Genomic DNA, 20,587 nt, shown 5'->3' with positions numbered 1-20,587 from the left:
GCTCCTTGAAGAGGGGGTCAGTCGATGGAGGTATTGAGAACGGTCTCGGGAATCTGCAGGTTCGCGAAGATGACGGCGACGGCCTCCTCGAGCGAATAGCCGAAGCTCTCGCCGGTGGCGGTCTTCTGGATCACCAGTCCGAAGATCGCCGACCAGAATGCCTTCGCCTCCACGTCGATGCCGGCGCGCAGTTGCCACCCGGTGCGCATCAGGGTGCGGATGAGCGCGTCCTCGCCCGAGGAGTGCAGGGTGCGGAGGGTGTCGGTGATGAGGTCGCGGAGTTCGCCGCGGCGGCCCGTCATGAGCATCGCTTCCACGAACAGTTCGACGCTGGGCGCGCCCGGTCCGAGCAGGGAGCCGACGAGTTTCTCCGTGTAGTCGCCGACGGTCTCCGCGGTGGCGGCGTCGTCCTCGGCCCGCTTGCCTGCGCGCAGCACGGCAGCGCACGCCACCTCGACGAAGAGCCGTTCCTTGGACCCGTAGTAATAGGTCACCTGGTTGGGGTGGGCCCCGGCGGCGGCACAGATCTGGGTGATCGCGACGCCGTCGCCGTGTTCGAGGAAGAGTTCGGTGGCGGCGGTGAACAGGGCGTCGCGGGTCTGCCGACCGGACTCCCGGGCTGCGCGCGCTGCTCGGCCCGTCTGCGACGCCATGACTACCCCTCCAAGTTGTTTGTACGACAAACAATAACTTCTCTTTGTTTGTATGACAAACAAGGAGAGTGACGGGCGTCGCCCGAGGCGTCCTCCGAGCCCGGAAAACCCGCCTGCCAGGGTTACGCTGCTCACCATGTTTTCTTCCGTCGGAGCGAAGATCCGTGTGGTGGTGGCGTTACTGCTCACCGCCCTGCTGGCGTTGACCCTGTCGTCCTGTTCCAGCGGCGGCGACACCTCGGGGTCGGCGCCGCAGGATCTGTGTTCCCCGCCGGGAGTCGGCGCGGCCACCGCCGCCCCGACCAACCTCGCCGCCGCGGGCGCCGCAGCCGAGGACCGCTACACGACGCCGTCGACCACCCCGCTCGACCAGATCGACACGTCGAAACTGAACCTCATCACCCCGGGTGTGCTCACCGTCGGCACCCTGTCCGACGCGCCGCCGAGCATCTGCGTGAACTCGGACAACCAGTTCACCGGCTACGACAACGAACTGCTGCGGGCCGTCGCCGACAAGCTGGGCCTACGCGTCGACTTCGTCGGCACCGAGTTCGCCGGGCTTCTCGCCCAGGTCGCCGGGCGCCGCTTCGACGTCGGGTCCTCGTCCATCACCACGACCGACGAGCGCCGCAACACAGTCGGCTTCACGAACGGCTACGACTTCGGCTACTTCTCGCTCGTCGTTCCCAACGGCGGACCGATCCAGAGCTTCGACGACCTGAACGCGTCGACCCGCATCGGCGTCGTCCAGGGCACCGTCCAGGACGACTACGTCGTGAACACCCTGAAGCTGAACCCGGTCAAGTTCCCCGACTACGCCACCGCGTACGCCAACCTCAAGAGCGGGCAGATCGACGCGTGGGTGGCGCCGTCCCAGCAGGCCGAGGGCGCCATCGCACCCGGCGATCCCACGTCGATCGTCGAGAACACCTTCAGCGTCAACAACTATGTGGGCTGGGCCGTCAACAAGGAGAACCAGCCACTCGTCGACGCACTGAACTCCGGGCTCGACGCCGTCATCGCCGACGGCACCTGGGCCCAGCTGTACTCCGACTGGGTGCCCCGCGAACTGCCCGAGGGCTGGAAGCCGGGCAGCAAGGCGGCGCCGGCGCCCGACCTCCCGGACTTCGCCGCGATCGCCGCCCAGAACGCGAACGACACGACCGAAACCCCGGTCGCCGAACCCAAGTCGACACTCCAGCAACTGAAGGACACGTTCTTCGACTGGGACCTCTACACCCGGGCCTTCCCAGACCTGCTGAAGACCGGTCTGCCGAACACGCTGATCCTGGCGTTGGCGTCCGGCATCGTCGGCACCGTCCTCGGCATGCTGCTCGCGATGGCCGGCATCTCCCGCACCCGCTGGCTCCGCTGGCCCGCCCGCGTCTACACGGACGTGTTCCGCGGTCTGCCCGCCGTCGTCATCATCCTCATCGTCGGCCTCGGCGCCGGACCCGTCGTCAAGGGACTCACCGGCAACAACCCCTACTGGCTCGGCGCCGCCGCGCTGTCGCTGCTGGCGTCCGCGTACATCGGTGAGATCTTCCGGTCCGGGATCCAGAGCGTCGAACCCGGACAGCTCGAGGCATCCCGGGCGCTCGGCTTCAGCTACCGGAAGTCGATGACGCTCGTCGTCGTCCCGCAGGGTGTGCGGCGGGTGCTGCCCGCGCTGATGAACCAGTTCATCTCCCTGATCAAGGACTCGTCGCTGATCTACTTCCTCGGCCTGCTCGTCAGCCAGCGAGAACTGTTCGCCGTCGGCCGCGACCTCAACGCACAGACCGGCAACCTGTCACCGCTCGTCGCCGCCGGCCTGTTCTACCTGGCGCTCACCATCCCGCTGACGCACCTCGTCAACTACATCGACAACCGTCTGCGCACCGGCCGCGCCGACACGTCCGGCACGCTCGACCCGGTGGAACAGTCCATCGTCGTGGAAAGGGGATAGGGCGATGGCCGTCTCTCTCACTGGAACCAACCTGCACCTCGCGTTCGGCACCAACCAGGTGCTGCGCGGCGTCGACCTCCACGTCGACGCCGGCGACACCGTCACAGTCATCGGGCCGTCCGGCTCCGGCAAGTCCACGCTGCTGCGGGTCCTCAACCGGCTGCACGAACCCGATCAGGGCGACGTCCTGCTCGACGGCAAGTCGGTGCTGCAGGACAACCCGGACAAGCTGCGGCAGCGCATCGGCATGGTGTTCCAGCACTTCAACCTGTTCCCGCACAAGTCCGTCGTCGACAACATCGCCCTCGGCCCCCGCAAGCTCAAGGGCATGTCCAAGGACGAGGCGCGGTCGCTGGCGCTCGAGCAACTCGAACTCGTCGGCCTCGCCAACAAGGCCGACTCACGCCCAGGCAACCTGTCGGGCGGGCAGCAGCAGCGCGTCGCGATCGCCCGCGCCCTCGCGATGAAACCCGAGGTGATGTTCTTCGACGAGGCCACGTCGGCACTCGACCCCGAACTGGTGAAGGGCGTCCTCGCCCTGATGGCCGACCTCGCCAAGGGCGGCATGACGATGGTCGTCGTCACCCACGAAATGGGCTTCGCCCGCGAGGTGTCCGACACCGTGCTGTTCATGGACCACGGCGCCGTCGTCGAGACCGGCAAACCGGACCAGCTGTTCGACAAGCCCGAAACCGAGCGGCTGCAGCAGTTCCTGTCACAGGTGCTGTAGGCCGCTCCGCGGCCTGTGCGTGGTTAACGAGTCCAGAGACTCCTTAACCGCGCACGGGCGCGAAGCGCCTACCGCGTCATCGCCCGGATCCGCCTGGCCGCGACGGAGATCAGCGCCAGCGTGGGTTCGGTGGCGACCTCCGACTCGATTTCGGTGAGCAGTGCCCGCGCGCGGGCGAGGCGGGCGGCGTTGTGCTGTTCCCACTGGTCGACCTTGTCGGCCGCGTCGTCGCCGGGTTCGCTGACGGACAGCGCGTCGAGGGTGATGGCGCGCAGCGAACTGTAGAGGTCGTCGCGCAGGGCGAGGCGGGCGAGAGCGTGCCACCGGTCCAGCCGGGGCAGCGCGGTGACGGCGGTCAGCGCGGTGTTGATGTGCAGGTGCGCCGACAGCGCGAAATACAATTCCGCGACGTCCTCCGCGCGGTGCTGGGAGATCTCCGCGATGTCCACGATGTCGAGAAGGCAGTACGTGTGCAGGAGGTCCGCGACGTCGACGGCGATCCCGGCGTCCGCACCCCGCGACGTCAGGGCCTCGGTTCGGCCCTCGACGGCGGTGATCTCGTCGCCCTGCAACCATTCCCGCACGCGGGGTCCGAGTTCGCGGACCACCGGCCGGTAGCGGGCGATGGTGGCCTCGAGCGGCAGCGGTTGCGGCCGGTGCGTGGTCAGCCACCGCGACGCCCGGTCGATCAGCCGCTGGGTCTGCACGGTCAGCGCGTTCGTCCCGGACGCCGGGGTCGTGTCGGCTGCCGCCCGGATCCGCGCGAAAGTCGCTCCGAGGTCGAAGATCTCGGTGACGGCGGTGAAGGCGTTCACCGCCTCCGTCGAGTCGGCGCCGGTCTCCTCCCGCAGCCGGAAGGCGAATGTCATCCCCGCACGGTCGACCATATCGTTGACGACCGACGTGGTGACGATCTCCCGGCGCAGCGGGTGCACGGCGACCGTGTGCGCGTACTCGCGGCCGAGCCGCGGCGGGAAGTAGTCGTGGAGCCGGCCGGCGTAGACCTTGTTGTCGGGGAGCGTAGTGCCCGACACCTCGCTCTTGATGAACCGCTTGACCTGCGCGGTGAGCTGCGCCAGTTCCGGGCTGGTCAGGCCCTTCTGTTCGCGTTCGAGGGCACTGAACTGGGCGGACGTCGGGAGCACGTCGATCGCGCGGTCCACGTGGCCGCGCCGTTCCAGGTCGTCGACCATGCGGGAGTGGAAGCTGACGAGCGTCGCCGCCTGCGCCCGGTTGAGGCTCATCATCTCGTTCTGGCTGCGGTTGTCGGCGAGGACGAGCCTGCTGACGTCTTCGGTCATGTCGGACAGCAGTTCTCGACGGTCCTGCGCGGCGAGCGTGTCGTCGGCGGTGGCGCCCGCGAGGGCGATCTTGATGTTGACCTCGTGGTCGGAGCAGTCGACACCGGCCGAGTTGTCGAGTGCGTCGGTGTTGACGCGACCGCCGTGGCGCGCGTATTCGATTCGGCCGAGTTGGGTGAGGCCGAGGTTGCCGCCCTCGCCGACCACCCGGACCCGCAGCGCGGGCGCGTCGAGCCGGACGGCGTCGTTCGACTTGTCGCCGACGTCCGCGTGAGTCTCCGACGTGGCCTTCACGTACGTGCCGACGCCGCCGTTCCACAGCAGGTCCGCGGGCGCACCGAGGACGGCGCGGACGAGTTCGACGGTGGTGAGCGCCCGATCCGTCTCGATCCCCAGCGCGCGCCGCGCCTGCGGTGTCAGCCGAACCGACTTCGCCGACCGGTCGACGATCATCGCGCCCTCGCTGAGGACCGCCCTGTCGTAGTCCTTCCAACTGGACCTGCCGAGGCCGAAGAGCCGCGCCCGCTCGTCCCAGGACGTCTGCGGGTCGGGATCGGGGTCGATGAAGACGTGGCGGTGGTCGAACGCGGCGACGAGGCGGATGTGCGGGCTGAGCAGCATCCCGTTGCCGAACACGTCGCCGCTCATGTCGCCGATCCCGACGACGGTGAAGTCGTCGGTGCGGGTGTCGACGCCCATCTCACGGAAGTGCTGCACGACGCTCTCCCACGCGCCGCGGGCGGTGATGCCCATCGCCTTGTGGTCGTAGCCGACGGACCCGCCGGACGCGAAACCGTCGCCCAGCCAGTACCCGCGCGCGAGCGCGACGGCATTGGCGACGTCCGAGAACGCCGCGGTGCCCTTGTCCGCGGCGACCACGAGGTAGGTGTCGTCGCCGTCGCGGCGGACGATGCCGTCCGGCGCGATCACGTGCCGGGTCGCGATGTCGAGGTTGTCCGTCATGTCGAGGAGGCTGGAGATGAATTCGCGGTAGCAGGAGATTCCGGCCGCCAGCATCGCCTCCCGGTCGGCGGCGGCGTCGCCGGTCGCCGCGGGCGGGTTCTTGACGACGAAGCCGCCCTTCGCCCCGGCGGGGACGATGACGGCGTTCTTGACCGCCTGCGCCTTCACGAGTCCGAGGATCTCGGTGCGGAAGTCGTCGCGCCGATCGGACCACCGGATGCCGCCGCGGGCCACGTCGTCGAACCGCAGGTGTACGCCCTCCATCCGCGGCGAGTACACGTAGGCCTCGTATTTCGGCCGGGGTAGCGGCAATTCGTCGATCGACGAGGAATCGAACTTGAACGCGAGGGCGCGCCCGGGCCGGGGGTCGCCGGCGTAGTAGGTCGTCCGGGTGGTGGCGCGGATCAGGGACAGCAGGGCCCGCAGAATCCGGTCGGCGTCGATTCCGGCGACGGCGTCGATCGCGGCCGAGATGCGGTCTTCGAGCGCGTTCTCCGCGGCGGCGTCCCGTTCCAGGCTGGGGTCGAGTCGCAGTGCGTGCAACTCGACGAGAAGTTGGGTGATGCCGGTGTTGCCCAGCAGGACTCGTTCGACGTTGCTGCGGCTGTACGGGAGCCCGGCCTGCCGCAGGTACGCGGCGTACGCCCGCAGGACGGTCACCTGACGCCAGCCGAGCCCGGCGTGCAGGACGAGGGCGTTGAACCCGTCCACCTCGGTCTCACCCGTCCACGCCGCGCGGAACGCGTCCGCGATCCGGCCGTCCCGGGTGGACCCGTGGCCGTCCGCGACGGCCGGCAGGTCGACGGTGAGGTCGTAGATCCAGGCGCGACTGCCGTCCGGCCGGGTCACCGCGGCCGGGCGTTCGTCGAGGGCGTTGACGCCCAGGCTGGAGAGGATCGGCAGCACCTCGTTGAGCGGTGCGGGTTTCCCGACGGCGTAGATCTTGAGGTTCTCGTACGGCGCGGACGCCCCGGAGGTGGTGAACGTCAGCGCCACGCTGTCGACGTCGAGTCGTTCCACCTCGGCGACGTCGCGGATCGCCTGTGCCGGATCGGTTTCGGTGGCGTAGCTGATCGGCAGCGCGGACGCGTAGTGGCGTGCGACCGCGGTGCCCTGACGGTGCGGTTCCGCGAGCAGCGTGGTGCGCCACGACTCGTGGGACCAAGGTGTGTCGAGTTCCGTGCCGATGCTGTTCATGGCGATGGGGTGATCTCCTGTAGTGGGACCGGCGCGCGGCCGATCACGCAGTGGTGAAGCGAATCAGTTGGCCTGGGCGGGCCTGGGCGATCCGGTCGATGTCCTCGTCCGCGACGACGCCGATGACGGGGTACCCGCCGGAGATGGGATGGTCCGCGAGGAACACGACGGGCTGCCCGCTCGGCGGAACCTGGATGGACCCGAGTGCGACTCCCTCGGTGGGGAGTTCGGCCTCGGACGTCCGTTGCAGGGCGGGTGCGCCGGCGTGCCGGTTCAGCCGGGCGCCGATGCGGTCGGTGTCCGGGGAGACCGCCCACGCACCGGTGGTCAGCGCGTCCGGGTTGGTGAACCAGTCGTCGCGGGGGCCGCCGATGACCCGCACCGACAGCGGTCCGGGGTCCATCGCAGGGAGGGGCGCCACGTCGACGTTGGGGAAGTTCCTCGTCCACGTGCCGACGGGCAGGACGTCGTTGGGCTTCAACGCTTCCGGGCCGATGCCGGAGAGCGTGTCGGTGCTGCGGGAGCCGAGCACGTCCGGCACCGCGAGGCCGCCGCGAATCCCCACGTAGCTGCGCAGCCCGACGTGCGCATACTGCAACCGCAGGGTCTGCCCCGGCTCCATCACGATGACGCTCGCGTGACCCATCGGGATGCCGTCGAGCAGCGCCGCGGCGGGGGCACCGGTGACGGCGACGGTCGTCACCGCCCGCGCGCGCAGGGCGAGTCCGCCCATCAGCACCTCGATGCACGCGCCGTTCTCGTCGTTGCCGACCAGCCGATTCGCGAGCCTCGCGGATCCGCGGTCGGCGGCGCCGGACACGCCGACACCCGAGCTGAGGTAGCCGGGGCGGCCGAGGTCCTGGATCAGGCTGAGCGGACCCGTTTCGAGTACTTCGAGTTCACTCACAGCGTTTCCTCGTCGACGAATCGGACGCGACGCCCCGGCTGCAGCAGCGCCGGGGGTTCCGCGTCGAGGTTCCACATCGGGGAGTCCGTGGTTCCGATGATCTGCCATCCGCCGGGGGAGGACCGCGGATACACCGCGCCGTAGCCGCCGGCGAGGGCCACGGATCCGGCGGGCACCACGGTGCGGGACTGCGCGCGCCGGGGCACGGTGAGCCGGTCGTCGCCGCAACTCAGGTAGCCGAAACCCGGTGCGAATCCGATGAATACGCAACGCCAGGTGGCGGCGGTGTGGGCGGCGATCACGTCCTCGCGGCTCATCCGCAGAAGGTCGGCGACGTCGGCGAGATCGGCGCCGTCGTAGCGGACCGGGATGGTGACCGGGTCCGATTCGGGGACGCCGGTGTGGTCGTGTGCCGCGAGGTCGACGGTCAACGTCCGCAGCGCGCGGCGCACCTCGTCGAGGTCGGTCCGCGGTGTGGTGGTGACGAGCACCGTGCGCGCCGCGGGCAGCACGTCCTCCATACCGGGAACCGGTGTCCGGCGCAGGCGTTCGGTCAGCGACACGACCAGGGGTTCCGAGTCCAGCTCGACGAGCAGGGCCCGATCGCCCGCCGGGAGGATCCGGGTGGGGGTGGTCATGTGAAGGATCCGAGCGTGACGTCGGCACTCTCCAGGGCGTGACGGACCCGGCGCGCGGTGTGCACGGACCCGGGCGTGTCGCCGTGGACGCAGATGCTGCGCACCGCCACCGCGACGTCGTCCCCGTCGATCGACTCCACCGTTCCGGTTGCCACCATCCGCACGGCCTGGGCGGCGGCCACGTCGGGATCGTCGATGACGGCGCCGGGCACCGAGCGCGGGGTCAGCGTGCCCGCGGCGGTGTAGCGGCGGTCGGCGAACCCTTCGGCGACGAACGCGATGCCGTGCGCCTCCGCGGCCCGCTGCAACTGCGATCCGGGTGGTCCCATCAGCGTGAGCGGCTCGGCGAACTCGTCGATGGCGGATGCGACCGCATCGGCCCGCTCGAAGTCGAGTGCCGCGGAATTGTAGAGCGCACCATGCGGTTTGACGTACGTCACCGAGGATCCGGCGGCGCGGGCGAACCCGGCGAGTGCGCCGATCTGGTACAGCGTCTCGTCGCGCAGATCCGCAGGCGACACCGCGAGTTCCCGCCGGCCGAATCCGGCGAGATCCCGGAACCCCACGTGCGCCCCGATCGCGACGCCGCGCTCGGCCGCGCTCTCGCAGGCCTTGCGGATGATCATCGGATCGCCCGCGTGAAACCCGCACGCGATGTTCGCACTGGTGACGATGTCGAGGAGGGCGTCGTCGTCGGCCAGCGTCCACTGCCCGAAGCCCTCGCCGAGGTCGCAGTTCAGGTCAACGCGCATCGGGGACCTCCAGGACGTACTCGCTGTCCGGGGTGTCGGTGATCAGCATGTACCCGGGTGCGTGGGTGATCGCGAACGGCAACCGGGACGCCATCACCGCCGCCTGCGGGGTGACCCCACAGGCCCAGAACATCGGGACGTCGCCGGGCTGGAAGGTCACCGGATCGCCGAAGTCGGGGGCCGCGAGGTCGGTGATGCCGAGTTCCGCGGGATCACCGACGTGCACGGGGCCACCGTGGACGGCGGGCATCCGCGCCGAGATCGCCGCCGCGAGCGCCACCTGGTGTTCGGGGACGGGTCGCATCGACACCACCATCGGCCCGCTGACCCGGCCCGCGGGCCTGCACTCGCGGTCGGTGACGTACATCGGGACGTTGCTGCCCTGCTCGACGTGCCGGAGCGGCACCCCGGCCGCGGCCACCGGGTGCTCGAACGTGAAGCTGCACCCGATGTGGAACGCGACGAGGTCGTCCCGCCACAGCGAGGACACGTCCGTGGTCTCGTCCGCGAGTTCGCCGTCCTTCCACACCCGGTACAGCGGCAGATCCGTGGTGATGTCGGCGCCGGGGGCGAGCATCGTCGTCCGGGAGCCGGCGTCGCCGACGTCGAGGACGGGGCACGGCTTAGGGTTGCGCTGGGTGAACAGCAGCACGTCGTATGCCCAGTCCTGCGGAACGGCGATGAGATTCGTCTGCGCGAATCCGGGTGCCAGACCGGCGGTCGGGGTGACGCGTCCCGAGCGGAACGCGGAGCGGAGGTCGGTCGGCGAGTCAGGCAAGTTCGCTCCCGCGGGTCTCGGGGAGGAAGAACAGGGCGAACACGGCGATGGCGTAACCGAGCGCGCCGAAGATCATCGCGCCGCCGATGCCCAGCTGGGTGGCGGCCAGGAAACCGACGACGGCGGGGAACACGGCGCCGACCGCGCGGCCGAAGTTGTACGTGAAGCCCTGGCCGGTGCCGCGGGACTGCGTCGGGTACAGCTCGGACAGGAACGATCCGAATCCGCTGAAGATCGCCGACGTGCAGAAGCCGAGCGGGAAGCCCAGGATCAGGATCAGCGTGTTCGCGCCCTCGGGCACCTGGGTGTAGCCGACCATGAAGATCGCCGACAGGAACGCGAACAGCTGCATGGTCCGCTTGCGGCCCAGCTTGTCGGTGAGGATGCCGCCGCTGACGTAGCCGAGGAACGCCCCGGAGATGAGGATCGCCAGGTAGCCGCCGGTGCCGACGACGTCGAGTCCGCGCGAGGTCTTGAGGAACGTCGGCAGCCAGGACGCCAGCGTGTAGTAGCCGCCCTGCACACCGGTGGCGAGCAGCGACGCGAGCACGGTGGTGCGGAGCAGTCCGCCGCGGAAGATGGCCGCGAACGAGCCCGTCTGCTTGCCCGCGGACTCGCGGCGCTCCGTGACCACCTCGGGGTCCTTCAGATTCCGGCGAACCCAGATGATGAGGAAGGCGGGCAGCACACCGGTGAAGAACAGCACGCGCCACGCGACGTCGGGGTCGAACAGCTGGAAAACGATGGTGTAGACGATCACGGCCAGCGCCCAGCCGACAGCCCACGCGCTCTGCACGAAGGCGACGGCCCGGCCGCGGTACTCGGCGCGGGCGTACTCGGCGACGAGGATCGCGCCTGCCGCCCACTCACCGCCGAAGCCGAGGCCCTGGAAGGCGCGGAAGATCAGCAGCGTCTCGAAGTTCTGCGCGAAACCGCACAGCACCGTGAAGATCGTGTACGTCGCGACGGTGACCTGCAGCGTGCGGACCCGGCCGATCTTGTCGACGAGGATGCCGGCGAGGGCGCCGCCGAGCGCGGACACCACCAGCGTCACCGTCGTCAGCAGGCCTGCCTGACCGGTGGTGAGGCCGAAGTAGGCGGCGATGGCCGCGAGGCCGAGCGGGAGGACCTGGAAGTCGTAGGAGTCGAGCCCGTATCCGCCGAACGCGCCGATGAAGGCTCTTTTTCCCTTCGGCCCGAGGGTGCGGAACCAGTCGAAGGGGCGCGCCTGCGCGACCTCGGTCTGTGTATCTGTGGTCATGGCACCTCGCCTGAAGAAGGGATGTAACTGCTCGAAGAAATCCGATGTAACTCCCATCACGGTACAAATCGTTCAACGATCCTGCAATACCTCGAGGGGATTGTTATCCTGGAAGAAATCGCGGAACCGAGCTGACAACTATGATTGCGGTCGAGATCGAAACCTGAGGAGTGGACTTGACCAGCTCGAATGCCCTTCGCGGCGATGCGCATTCCCGCTTGGCCGCCCACCGCGGCCTGCTCGAACGCACCAGCAGGACCACGCGGGTCGCCGGCATTCTGCGGGACGCCATCATCGACGGAACGTTCCAACCAGGGGCGCGACTGTCCGAACCCGACATCTGCGCCGCCCTCGACGTCTCCCGCAACACCGTCCGCGAGGCCTTCCAGATCCTGATCGAAGACCGGCTGGTGGCGCACGAACTCAACCGCGGCGTCTTCGTCCGCGTACCCACCGCCGAGGACATCACCGAGCTGTACATCTGCCGGCGCGTCGTCGAATGCGCCGGCGTCAACGGATTCGACCCCGAGAGCGGCGACCTGTCCGGCGTCGCCGAGGCCCTGAACCTGGCCGACGAGCGATTCGCCGTCGAGGACTGGACCGGCGTCGGCACCGCCGACATCTACTTCCACATCGCCCTCGCGAGCCTCAACAACAGCAACCGCATCGACGAACTCATGCGCAGCGTCTGGAACGAGGCACGGCTCGTCTTCCACGTCATGGACGACGCCCACCGATTCCACGGGCCGTACCTCACCCGCAACCACGAGATCTACGACGCCCTCGTCGCTGGCAACACCGAAGCCGCAGGTCAGCTGCTCAAGACCTACCTCGAAGACGCCGAGGCGCAGATCCTGGGGGCGTACCGCCCCGTGAGCGGTTGACGAGTCCAGAGACTCCTTACCCACGCACGGGCGCGAAGCGCCCGTAGAAGCCCTCGATGTGCTCCCGCACCAGGCCGGCGGCCTCGGCGCCGTGTCCGCCGCGGAGGGCGGCGACGATCCCGCGGTGCTCGCAGCGCAGGTGGGCCGCGACCGCGGGCCAGTCGTCGAGGAGCGGCACCGCCTGCATGACGTAGCCGTGGATGGAGTCGCGGAGCGAGACCATCATCGCCTCGACGAGGACGTTGCCGGCCAGCCCGGCCATCGCGACGTGCAGGTCGGCGTCGAGGCGGTGGAACGCCTCCGGGGAGAGGCCCTCGTCGTCCATCGCGTCGAGCAGCGCGTCGATGGCCGAGAAGTCGAGGTCGCCGGACTGCCCGGCGGCCTCCTGCACCGCCCACGACTCGAGCAGCGTCCGCGTCTGGACGACGTCGCGGATCGGCAGGGTGCGCGTCGCCATGTGCAGTCGCAGGGCCGCGCCGATGGACGCGGCCGGGTCGGCGGCGACGATCGCGCCTGCGTCCGGGCCGGAGCCGACGGCCGTGCGGACGATGCCCATCGCCTCGAGCACCCGCATGGCCTCGCGGACCGACGAGCGTCCGACGCCCAGCTCCTCGGCGAGCGCGCGCTCGGCGGGCAGACGACCGCCGACGGTGAGTTTGCCGGCCGCCAGATCCTGCTCGATGCGGTGCAGGACGACCTCGTGTGTGCGCACGACCGAAGTTTACCTGGTGTGGTCTGACCACAGTGCGCTACTGTGGTCAGACCACAGCCCAGCCCGGTTGGAGTACCCGATGAGAATCGCCCTGTTCGCCACCTGCCTGGCGGATGCCCTGTTCCCCGAATCCGCCACCTCGACGGTCCGCCTGCTCGAGCGTCTCGGCCACGAGGTCGTGTTCCCGCCGAAGCAGACGTGCTGCGGGCAGATGCACGTCAACACCGGCTACCAGGCCGAGGCGCTGCCGCTCGTCCGTCACCACGTGGAGGCGTTCGAGAGCGGACCGTCGTGGGACGTCGCGGTGGCCCCGTCCGGTTCCTGCGTCGGATCCGTCCGGCACCAGCACGCGATGGTCGCCCGCCGGTACGGCGACGAATCGCTCGCGACGCGCGCCGAGGACGTCGCGTCCCGGACGTACGAGCTGTCGGAACTGCTCGTCGACGTCCTCGGCGTCACCGACGTCGGCGCCTACTACCCGCACCGGGTGACGTACCACCCGACGTGCCACTCGCTCCGGATGCTGCGGGTCGCCGACAAACCGCTGCAACTGCTGCGCGCGGTACGCGGGATGACCCTGATCGAGCTGCCCGCGGCCGAATCCTGTTGCGGCTTCGGCGGAACGTTCGCGCTGAAGAACTCCGAGACGTCGACCGCGATGCTCGCCGACAAGATGGGCAACGTCCTGAGCACCGGCGCCGAGGTGTGCAGCGCGGGCGACTCGTCCTGCCTGATGCACATCGGCGGCGGGCTGTCCCGGCTGCGCAGCGGGGTCCGCACCGTCCACCTCGCCGAGATCCTGGCGAGCACCGAGAAGATCGGGAGCACCGCATGACCACGTTCCTCGGCTCACCCACCTTCCATCCCGGCACCGGAAACATCCGGGGCACAGAATCTTTCCCCGACGCCGCCCGGAAGGCACTCACCGACACCCAGCTGCGCGCCAACCTCGGCGCCGCCACCACCACCATCCGCAACAAACGGATCGCCGCGGTCGCCGAGGTCGACGACTGGGAGGAACTGCGCCGGGCCGGCAGCGCCCTGAAGGCGGACGTGATGGCCCGGCTCCCCGAACTGCTCGTGCAGTTCGAGGAGAACGTCACCGCCCGCGGCGGCACCGTCCACTGGGCGCGCGACGCGGAGGAGGCGAACCGGATCATCACCGAACTGGTGCGGGCCACCGGCTCCGACGAGGTCGTGAAGGTCAAGTCGATGGCCACCCAGGAGACGGGCCTGAACGAGCACCTCGAGGAGAACGGGATCGCGGCCATCGAAACCGACCTCGCCGAACTCATCGTCCAACTCGGCGAGGACAAACCGAGTCACATCCTCGTTCCCGCGATCCACCGCAACCGCGCCGAGATCCGCGAGATCTTCCTGAACGCGATGCCCGGTGTCGACAAGGACATCACCGACGACCCCCGCGCGCTGGCGATGGCCGCGCGGGCGCACCTGCGGCGAAAGTTCCTGTCCGCCAAGGTCGCGATCAGCGGCGCGAACTTCGGAATCGCCGAGACCGGAACCCTCGCGGTGGTGGAGTCGGAGGGCAACGGACGGATGTGCCTGACCCTGCCCAACACCCTCATCACGCTCATGGGCATCGAGAAGCTGGTCCCCACGTTCACCGACCTGGAGGTGTTCATGCAGCTGCTGCCGCGGTCGTCCACCGCCGAGCGGATGAACCCGTACACCTCCATGTGGACCGGGGTGCACCCCGGCGACGGCCCGCAGAACTTCCACGTCGTCCTCCTCGACAACGGTCGCACCAACGTCCTCGCGGACGAGACCGGACGGTCGGCGCTCCACTGCATCCGCTGCAGCGCCTGCCTGAACGTGTGCCCCGTCTACGAGCGGGCGGGCGGTCACGCGTACGGGTCGGTCTACCCCGGGCCGATCGGCGCGATCCTCAGCCCGCAACTCACCGGGACCACCGGCCACGACGACCCCAACGCCTCACTGCCGTACGCCTCCACCCTGTGCGGCGCCTGCTTCGACGCCTGCCCGGTCCGCATCGACATTCCCAGCATTCTCGTGCACCTGCGCGCGGAACAGGTCGACTCCGAACGGCACGGACTGCCCGGCGGCCAGGACCTCGCGATGAAGGCCGCCGGCTTCGTGATGGGTTCGGAGAGGCGGTTCGCCGCCGCCGAAACGGCGGCCAAGGTCGGCCGGGTGCTGGGCGGCCGGTCGGGACGCATCACGTCGCTGCCGTACCCGGCATCGAAATGGACCGCGAGCCGCGACCTGCCCGCCCCGCCGAAGGAAACGTTCCGACAATGGTGGGCCCGCACACACGAGGACACGACACGATGACCGCACGCGCAGAGATACTGTCCCGGATCCGGTCGGCGCTCGCCGACGCGCCGCCCCCCGAACCCGTTCCCCGCAACTACCACCGCGAGCCCGCGTCCGGCCCCGGCGACGTCGAGTTGTTCGCCCACACCGTCGACGACTACCGCGCACAGGTCCACCGCGCCGACGAGACCACCGTCGCCGAGATCGTCACCGGACTGATCGCGGAGGGGAAACGGGCCGTCGTCCCACCGGACCTGCCGCAGTCGTGGCGGCCGCGCGGTGACGTCGTCGTCGACGGTGTACCCGCCGAACTGTCGACGCGCGAACTCGACGCCATTGACGTCGTCGTCACCGGCTGCACCCTCGGGATCGCCGCCACCGGGACGATCGTGCTCGACGGCGGCGCCGGTCAGGGGCGCCGGGCGCTGACGCTGGTCCCGGATCACCACATCTGCATCGTGCGCACCGACCAGATCGTCGACACCGTGCCGCAGGCCTTCCAGACCCTCGACCCGACCACACCGCTGACGTTCATCAGCGGTCCCAGCGCCACCAGCGACATCGAACTCAACCGCGTCGAGGGCGTGCACGGTCCCCGGACGCTGGACGTCGTGATCGTGCGCTGACGCGCCCGTGCGTGGTTAGCGAGTCCAGAGACTCGTCAACCACTCACGGGGCGCGGAGCGCCAGATCGGCGGTCGCGCGGACGATCTCCGGGCCGCCGAACATCACGTCGTCGTTGTGCCCCGCGCCGGACAGCACGACGGTGTCGACGTCGCCGAGCGCCGCTTCGGCGACGCGGGCGCTCTGCTCCGGCGGGACGACGGTGTCCGCCGTGCCGTACACCACGGTGGTGGGCACATCGACCCGTGCCACGAACTCCGCGACGGGAAATTGGTCGCGCAACAGCAACCGGACCGGCAGGAACGGGTAGTGCGCCCTGCCGACGGCGGCGAGGTCGACGAACGGGGATCGGAGCAACAGCCCCGCGGGCGGATACTCGGTGGCGAGTTCGGTGACGACCCCGGTGCCGAGGCTTTCGCCGAAGTAGAGCAGCCGCTCCGGCGGCACGCGACGTTCGTCGACGAGGTGCCGGCGAGCGGCCCGGACGTCGAGGGCCAGCCCCTCCTCGCTGGGCTGACCGGGGTTGCCGCCGTACCCGCGGTAGTCGAAGAGCAGCGTGGCGAAGCCCGCCGCGGCGAGGTCCGAGGCGAGGATTGCCCGGTCGGCCCGGTTGCCGGCGTTTCCGGCGGCCACGAGGACGGTCATGCGCGGCTCGCCGACCGCGGGCGGGACGTACCAGGCGCCGAGTTCGAGGCCGTCCGACGTGGTCAGCGTGACGTCCTCCGCCCCGGCGATCAGCCGGCCGGCGGGTGGCACCGGGGTGGTGTCGGGGTAGTAGATCAGTTTTCGCTGCAGCACCCACGCGGCGGCGATCACCAGGGCCACCACCGCGGCCGCGATCAGCCCGACACGGATCATTGCCGAATCGGCGCGCCGGTCCACTCCAGCAACTCGGCCACGGGCAGGGTGTTGATCACATCCGACGGCTCGACTCCGCGCTCCGCGGCGCGCTCGCAGGCATAACCCTGCCAAGCGAGGTGCCCGGTGGTGTGCGCGTCCGTGTCGATGGAGAACTTGCAGCCGCTGTTCAGTGCGAGGTCGATCAGGCGTCCCGGCGGGTCGCGGCGCTCGGGTCGGGAGTTGATCTCCACCGCGGTGCCGTACTCGCGGCACGCGTCGAACACCCGTTCCGCGTCGAACTTCGATTCGGGCCGTGGCCCCCGCACCCCCTCGACGAGGCGGCCGGTGCAGTGCCCGAGCACGTCGACGTGCGGAGACTTGACGGCCTGCAGCATCCGCTTGGTCGTCGTCGCCCGGTCGGTGTCCAGATGCGAGTGCACGCTCGCGACCACGATGTCCAGGTCGGCGAGCAGGTCGTCGTCCTGGTCGAGGGTGCCGTCGTCGAGGATGTCGACCTCGATTCCGGTGAGTACCCGGAACGGCGCGAGCTCGACGTTCAGTTCGGCGACCACGTTCAACTGGACGAGCAGTTGCTCCGAAGACAGCCCGTTCGCGACCGTCAGCCGCGGCGAGTGGTCGGTGATCGCGCAGTAATCGTGCCCCAGCGCGGCCGCGCGCCGCATCATCTCCCGGAGCTGGCACCGGCCGTCCGACCAATCCGAATGGGTGTGCAGGTCGCCGCGGAGCGCCTCGAGCAGTTCCGTTCCGCCGAGCCCGATCGGCTCCGCGGAACCGCGCAGATACGTCAGGTACAGCGGCACCGCATCGGCGCACTCACGGATGATCGCGGCCGCCTCGGAGCCGATGTCGGGAAGATATACCCAGCCGTTCGCCGCCAGGGCTTCCCGCTCCTCGGCGGTCGACAACTCGAGCACATCGGCCGCCCGGCGGAAGGCGCCGATCCTGGGTCCCTCGTCGCGCGAACGCTCGAGCCAGAACGCAATTTCCCGCAGCGCATCGACGGCGTCCATCTATCCATCGTGCACGCCGTCCGGGCTGCTGGCTAGACGTAAATCACTCCAGACTTAGGGTCGCCTCGTTGTCCGCGCGTTCACACCTACGTTCCCTTTCCCTCGCTTACGACTTCTACGGTGCCGGAGTTGTCCGCATTCGAATCGGGAGCCACGGTGAGTTTGAAACCCCTCGCACTGTTCGTCAACCATGACGGCGCGTCCTCGCGCGCCTCCGTCACCTGCCAGTACAAGTGCGGAAACGCGTGCTCCCACGACGTGCCCAACACCTCACACGGCGAGTACTTCCGTGACATCGCCCGCACCGCCCTGTCGCGGCGCGGGATGCTGCGCGGGACGGGGATGGCCGTCCTCGCCGTCGGCACGGGCAGTGCGCTGGCCGCCTGCTCGGACGACTCCGGCAGCGGAAGTGTCTCCGGCACAGGCAGTTCGGACGGCGCCACACCGGCGGGAACGAACTTCGGTGCCGTCGCCCCCAACACCGAGGACGCCGTCGTCGTCCCCGAGGGGTACGAGCAGGCCGTCGTGATCGGCTGGGGCGACCCGGTGCTGCCCGGGGCCCCCGCATTCGACTTCGACAACCAGACCGCCCAGGCGCAGGCGCAGCAGTTCGGGTTCAACAACGACTTCGCCGGACTGCTGCCGGTCGAGGGGCAGCCGAACACCTTCCTGCTGGTGGTCAACCACGAGTACACCACCGAGCCGTTCATGTTCAAGGGATACGACGCCGAGAACCCGTCGCCGGAGCAGTTCCAGACGGCGCTCGCCGCCCACGGTCTGTCCGTGGTGCAGGTGAAGGGTGAATCCGGCTCGGGCGCGCTCACTCCCGACTTCGGGCCGTACAACCGGCGCATCACGGCGACGACGGAATTCGTCGTCACCGGTCCCGCCGCGGGCAGCGACTTCCTGACGACGTCCGCAGACCCGACGGGCACCAAGGTGCTCGGCACGCTCAACAACTGTTCCGGCGGCGTCACCCCGTGGGGCACGGTGCTGTCGGGGGAGGAGAACTTCAACCAGTACTTCGCGAACGCCGAACTGGTCACCGACCCCGCCGTCGCCGCGCGGCTGAAGCGGTACGGCGTGGAAGGTGCTGCATCCGAACGCAAGTGGGAGCGATTCGACAAGCGTTTCGACCTCACCCAGGAGCCGAACGAGGTCAACCGCTTCGGCTGGGTCGTCGAGGTGAACCCGTGGGATGCGACGTCCGCACCCGTCAAGCACACGGCGCTGGGCCGGTTCAAGCACGAGGCCGCCACCATCCACGTCACCGACGACAGCACCGTCGTGGCCTACAGCGGCGACGACGAACGCTTCGACTACATGTACAAATTCATCTCCAGCCGGAAGATGATGGACGGCAACAGCCAGGCCGCCGTCCGCAACAACATGACGCTGCTCGACGCGGGCACCCTGTACGTCGCGAAGTTCGCCGGCAACTCCGCGGACGAGATCGACGGGTCGGGGGCGCTGCCGTCCAGCGGCACGTTCGACGGCACCGGGGAGTGGATCCCGCTGCTGCGCACCGGCGAGGACGGCCGGGGCGAGTCGCTCGTCGACGGCATGAGCGCCGAGGAGGTGGCGGTGTTCACCCGTCAGGCCGGCGACAAGGTCGGTGCCACCAAGATGGACCGCCCCGAGGACTTCGAGCCCAGCCCGACAACCGGCAAGGTGTACGTGGCGCTGACCAACAACACCAAGCGCGGCGTCGACGGCGCGGCGGCCGCCGACGAGGCCAACCCGCGGAACAACAACAAGAACGGTCAGGTCCTCGAACTCACCGACGACCACGCCGGCACCGCGTTCACGTGGAATCTGCTGCTCGTGTGCGGCGACCCGACGGCGGCCGACACCTACTTCGGCGGGTTCGACAAGGAGAGCGTCAGCCCGATCTCCTGCCCCGACAACCTGGCGTTCGACCCGCACGGCAACCTGTGGATCTCCACCGACGGCAACGCGCTGAAGTCGAACGACGGCCTGTTCAGCGTCGTCCTCGACGGCGCGAACCGCGGGGAGACCAAGCAGTTCCTCTCCGTCCCGAAGGGCGCCGAGACGTGCGGTCCGATCGTCAGCGAGGAGCGGGTCACGGTGTGCGTGCAGCACCCGGGTGAGCTGGACGACGCGAGCGCCGACAACCCGGCGTCGCACTGGCCCGACGGCGGCGACACGCAGCCGCGTCCCGCCGTGGTGGCGGTGTGGAAGTCGGGCGGCCGGATCGGCGTCTGACCCCATGTGAGTGGCAAAGTGTGCCCCGGCACGCTTTGCCGCTCACCTGGGTGGGCGGCCGAGCAGCGACTCGAACACGGCATTGCCCGCGGTGAAGCCGTGCCGGTCGTAGAACTCGAACATCGCGGACAACCGGGCGCGACCGTCGTCGGACAGCGACTGCCCGTGCCGCGACATCCACTCGTCGACGGACACCTGCTTCACCGACACCGGACCGGCCGCCCGGTCGCACAGTTCCCGCACGCTGAGCGCCTCCGGGCCGCCGAGTTCGTAGGTGGCGCCGTGGTGGATGTCCGGGCCCTCCGTCAGCACTCGCGCGGCCACCTCGGCGACGTCCGCGAGTGCGACGAACGAGAACGCCGCGTCGGGACTGTAGGGCAGGTCGACGGCCGTCTCCGAACCGTCCAGCACCGCCGCGAAGTTCTCCGCGTAGGCGCACGGCTGCAGGACCGTCCACCGGAGCCCGCCGAACGTCCTGAGTTCGTCCTCGCACCGCGCCTTGTCGACGTGGTGCGGCATCGCCGGGGTGTACGGCCACGCGACCGAGTGGTAGACGACATGCTCGACGCCCGCGTCGGCGGCGGCCGTGAGAACCCGGCGCACGAGGGCCGGCTCGTCGGGATGCACATTCGGGGCGATGAAGTACACGCCCCGGCACCCCGACAGCGCATCGTCCAAACCCGCGCCCGTCTCGAGGTCGACGGCGAAATCGCCGGAACGCCGGGCGGTGTGCACCACCCGGCGTACGTCGGCGAGTCCCTCGAGCGCCGCGACGACGGCGGCTCCGGTCTTCCCCGCGGCGCCGACGACGGCGATGCCGGCGCCGCGGGAGAGTGACTCGATCATC

18 protein-coding genes are annotated in these 20,587 nt (G+C 69.5%); 7 read left to right on the top strand and 11 right to left on the bottom strand.

What is annotated here, in order from left to right; translation table 11 throughout:
• Positions 1-17: 17 nt before the first annotated feature.
• Positions 18-653 carry a TetR/AcrR family transcriptional regulator C-terminal domain-containing protein gene (locus P3H15_RS09035; RefSeq protein ID WP_276136897.1) on the bottom strand — a complete coding sequence of 212 codons (636 nt, stop codon included), beginning with the start codon at positions 651-653 and terminating at the stop codon, positions 18-20.
• 136 nt (positions 654-789) lie between these two features.
• On the opposite strand from P3H15_RS09035, the gene P3H15_RS09030 reads away from it, so the two are divergent.
• On the top strand, positions 790-2,601 hold the full coding sequence (locus P3H15_RS09030; RefSeq protein ID WP_276136896.1) for an ABC transporter substrate-binding protein/permease: 1,812 nt from the start codon (positions 790-792) through the stop codon (positions 2,599-2,601).
• 4 nt (positions 2,602-2,605) lie between these two features.
• On the top strand, positions 2,606-3,331 hold the full coding sequence (locus P3H15_RS09025) for an amino acid ABC transporter ATP-binding protein (protein ID WP_276136895.1): 726 nt from the start codon (positions 2,606-2,608) through the stop codon (positions 3,329-3,331).
• Positions 3,332-3,399: 68 nt separating this feature from the next.
• Here P3H15_RS09025 and P3H15_RS09020 read toward each other — a convergent pair whose 3' ends face one another.
• Genes P3H15_RS09020 through P3H15_RS08995 form a run of 6 tightly spaced genes read right to left on the bottom strand, consistent with a single transcriptional unit; the run spans position 3,400 to position 11,128 of the window.
• Positions 3,400-6,792, bottom strand: a complete 3,393-nt coding sequence (locus tag P3H15_RS09020) for an NAD-glutamate dehydrogenase domain-containing protein (protein WP_276136894.1) — start codon at positions 6,790-6,792, stop codon at positions 3,400-3,402.
• Between the two features lie 43 nt (positions 6,793-6,835).
• The gene (locus P3H15_RS09015; RefSeq protein WP_276136893.1) at positions 6,836-7,699 is read right to left on the bottom strand and encodes a biotin-dependent carboxyltransferase family protein; all 864 of its coding nucleotides are present in this window, start codon (positions 7,697-7,699) and stop codon (positions 6,836-6,838) included.
• Positions 7,696-8,337: an allophanate hydrolase subunit 1 gene (locus P3H15_RS09010; protein WP_276136892.1), complete on the bottom strand. Its 642-nt coding sequence runs from the start codon at positions 8,335-8,337 to the stop codon at positions 7,696-7,698. The genes P3H15_RS09015 and P3H15_RS09010 overlap by 4 nt, the downstream gene beginning before the upstream one ends.
• On the bottom strand, positions 8,334-9,089 hold the full coding sequence (locus P3H15_RS09005) for a LamB/YcsF family protein (protein WP_276136891.1): 756 nt from the start codon (positions 9,087-9,089) through the stop codon (positions 8,334-8,336). The genes P3H15_RS09010 and P3H15_RS09005 overlap by 4 nt, the downstream gene beginning before the upstream one ends.
• A complete protein-coding gene (locus P3H15_RS09000) occupies positions 9,079-9,867 on the bottom strand; it encodes a putative hydro-lyase (protein WP_276136890.1) in 789 nt (262 codons plus the stop codon). The genes P3H15_RS09005 and P3H15_RS09000 overlap by 11 nt, the downstream gene beginning before the upstream one ends.
• Positions 9,860-11,128: an MFS transporter gene (locus P3H15_RS08995; protein WP_276136889.1), complete on the bottom strand. Its 1,269-nt coding sequence runs from the start codon at positions 11,126-11,128 to the stop codon at positions 9,860-9,862. The genes P3H15_RS09000 and P3H15_RS08995 overlap by 8 nt, the downstream gene beginning before the upstream one ends.
• Positions 11,129-11,298: 170 nt before the next feature.
• Between P3H15_RS08995 and P3H15_RS08990 the strand changes: the two genes are divergently transcribed.
• A complete protein-coding gene (locus P3H15_RS08990) occupies positions 11,299-12,012 on the top strand; it encodes a GntR family transcriptional regulator (protein WP_276136888.1) in 714 nt (237 codons plus the stop codon).
• Positions 12,013-12,028: 16 nt separating this feature from the next.
• Here P3H15_RS08990 and P3H15_RS08985 read toward each other — a convergent pair whose 3' ends face one another.
• A complete protein-coding gene (locus tag P3H15_RS08985; protein ID WP_276136887.1) occupies positions 12,029-12,724 on the bottom strand; it encodes a FadR/GntR family transcriptional regulator in 696 nt (231 codons plus the stop codon).
• Between the two features lie 79 nt (positions 12,725-12,803).
• Here P3H15_RS08985 and P3H15_RS08980 point away from each other — a divergent pair, with 79 nt between their 5' ends.
• From P3H15_RS08980 to P3H15_RS08970, 3 genes are read left to right on the top strand one after another with little or no spacing between them, the layout of a single operon-like run.
• Positions 12,804-13,559, top strand: a complete 756-nt coding sequence (locus P3H15_RS08980) for a (Fe-S)-binding protein (RefSeq protein WP_276136886.1) — start codon at positions 12,804-12,806, stop codon at positions 13,557-13,559.
• Positions 13,556-15,037, top strand: coding sequence for a LutB/LldF family L-lactate oxidation iron-sulfur protein (locus P3H15_RS08975; RefSeq protein ID WP_276136885.1), 1,482 nt, complete (start codon positions 13,556-13,558; stop codon positions 15,035-15,037). The genes P3H15_RS08980 and P3H15_RS08975 overlap by 4 nt, the downstream gene beginning before the upstream one ends.
• A complete protein-coding gene (locus P3H15_RS08970; protein ID WP_276136884.1) occupies positions 15,034-15,645 on the top strand; it encodes a lactate utilization protein C in 612 nt (203 codons plus the stop codon). Before P3H15_RS08975 ends, P3H15_RS08970 begins: the two co-directional genes overlap by 4 nt.
• A 43-nt stretch (positions 15,646-15,688) precedes the next feature.
• Here the strand turns inward: P3H15_RS08970 and P3H15_RS08965 are convergent, their stop codons facing one another.
• Positions 15,689-16,501, bottom strand: a complete 813-nt coding sequence (locus P3H15_RS08965; RefSeq protein WP_276136883.1) for an alpha/beta hydrolase — start codon at positions 16,499-16,501, stop codon at positions 15,689-15,691.
• Positions 16,498-17,514 (bottom strand): PHP domain-containing protein, encoded by a 1,017-nt coding sequence (locus tag P3H15_RS08960; RefSeq protein ID WP_276136882.1) that lies wholly within the window; start codon positions 17,512-17,514, stop codon positions 16,498-16,500. The genes P3H15_RS08965 and P3H15_RS08960 overlap by 4 nt, the downstream gene beginning before the upstream one ends.
• 156 nt (positions 17,515-17,670) lie before the next feature.
• On the opposite strand from P3H15_RS08960, the gene P3H15_RS08955 reads away from it, so the two are divergent.
• Entirely contained in the window at positions 17,671-19,740 is a 2,070-nt protein-coding gene (locus tag P3H15_RS08955; protein WP_276136881.1) for a PhoX family phosphatase, read from the top strand.
• A 42-nt stretch (positions 19,741-19,782) separates the two neighbouring features.
• Here P3H15_RS08955 and P3H15_RS08950 read toward each other — a convergent pair whose 3' ends face one another.
• Entirely contained in the window at positions 19,783-20,586 is an 804-nt protein-coding gene (locus P3H15_RS08950) for an NmrA family NAD(P)-binding protein (protein WP_276136880.1), read from the bottom strand.
• Position 20,587: the final 1 nt, after the last annotated feature.

Source organism: Rhodococcus sp. T2V, assembly GCF_029269925.1.
GTDB classification, from domain to species: domain Bacteria; phylum Actinomycetota; class Actinomycetes; order Mycobacteriales; family Mycobacteriaceae; genus Rhodococcus_F; species Rhodococcus_F koreensis.
This window is presented reverse-complemented; position numbering and strand designations above follow the sequence as displayed.

What these genes read in the sequence shown, in the direction of transcription:
- P3H15_RS09035 (WP_276136897.1), bottom strand. Translation starts at nt 653, where the DNA reads ATGGCGTCGCAGACGGGCCGAGCAGCGCGCGCAGCCCGGGAGTCCGGT.
- P3H15_RS09030 (WP_276136896.1), top strand. Translation starts at nt 790, where the DNA reads ATGTTTTCTTCCGTCGGAGCGAAGATCCGTGTGGTGGTGGCGTTACTG.
- P3H15_RS09025 (WP_276136895.1), top strand. Translation starts at nt 2,606, where the DNA reads ATGGCCGTCTCTCTCACTGGAACCAACCTGCACCTCGCGTTCGGCACC.
- P3H15_RS09020 (WP_276136894.1), bottom strand. Translation starts at nt 6,792, where the DNA reads ATGAACAGCATCGGCACGGAACTCGACACACCTTGGTCCCACGAGTCG.
- P3H15_RS09010 (WP_276136892.1), bottom strand. Translation starts at nt 8,337, where the DNA reads ATGACCACCCCCACCCGGATCCTCCCGGCGGGCGATCGGGCCCTGCTC.
- P3H15_RS09005 (WP_276136891.1), bottom strand. Translation starts at nt 9,089, where the DNA reads ATGCGCGTTGACCTGAACTGCGACCTCGGCGAGGGCTTCGGGCAGTGG.
- P3H15_RS08995 (WP_276136889.1), bottom strand. Translation starts at nt 11,128, where the DNA reads ATGACCACAGATACACAGACCGAGGTCGCGCAGGCGCGCCCCTTCGAC.
- P3H15_RS08980 (WP_276136886.1), top strand. Translation starts at nt 12,804, where the DNA reads ATGAGAATCGCCCTGTTCGCCACCTGCCTGGCGGATGCCCTGTTCCCC.
- P3H15_RS08975 (WP_276136885.1), top strand. Translation starts at nt 13,556, where the DNA reads ATGACCACGTTCCTCGGCTCACCCACCTTCCATCCCGGCACCGGAAAC.
- P3H15_RS08970 (WP_276136884.1), top strand. Translation starts at nt 15,034, where the DNA reads ATGACCGCACGCGCAGAGATACTGTCCCGGATCCGGTCGGCGCTCGCC.
- P3H15_RS08965 (WP_276136883.1), bottom strand. Translation starts at nt 16,501, where the DNA reads ATGATCCGTGTCGGGCTGATCGCGGCCGCGGTGGTGGCCCTGGTGATC.
- P3H15_RS08960 (WP_276136882.1), bottom strand. Translation starts at nt 17,514, where the DNA reads ATGGACGCCGTCGATGCGCTGCGGGAAATTGCGTTCTGGCTCGAGCGT.
- P3H15_RS08950 (WP_276136880.1), bottom strand. Translation starts at nt 20,586, where the DNA reads ATGATCGAGTCACTCTCCCGCGGCGCCGGCATCGCCGTCGTCGGCGCC.